Origin of the sequence: Paraburkholderia silviterrae (assembly GCF_004353915.1) — a bacterium.
Classification (GTDB): Bacteria; Pseudomonadota; Gammaproteobacteria; order Burkholderiales; family Burkholderiaceae; genus Paraburkholderia; species Paraburkholderia silviterrae.
Genome location: NZ_SMRP01000001.1, coordinates 780,923 through 781,328, shown reverse-complemented (window position 1 = coordinate 781,328; position 406 = coordinate 780,923). Strand labels below are relative to the sequence as shown.

Sequence of the window (406 nt, the reverse complement as noted above, 5' to 3'; positions counted from 1 at the left end):
TGCGGTCCAGGGCAGCACGTACGGCAACGTGGGCGCGGCACTGGGCAGCCTGGACACGGCGGTGACGGGCAACACCAGCTCGATCAGCGACATCACGAACCAGCTCAATAGCGGCACGGTGGGTCTGGTGCAACAGGCCACGGCCGGTGCAGACCTGACGGTGGGCAAGGATACGGACGGTGCAGCAGTGGACCTCGCCGACAAGAACGGCAACACGCGCACGCTGAAGAACGTGACGGCCGGCGTGGCCGACACCGACGCGGTGAACATGTCGCAGCTGAACGCGACGAACGCGAACGTGGCGACCAACGCATCGAACATTGCGCAGAACACCAGCGATATCACCCGCGTGGAAGGCAAGGCCGACCAGTCCGGTGCAGCAGTGGCCTCGGCACTGGGCGGTGGC

At 66.3% G+C, this 406-nt stretch carries 1 pseudogene; it reads left to right on the top strand.

The annotated features are described in order from the left end of the window. Positions 1-406: pseudogene (locus EYW47_RS42780) on the top strand (hypothetical protein); the annotation flags it as partial.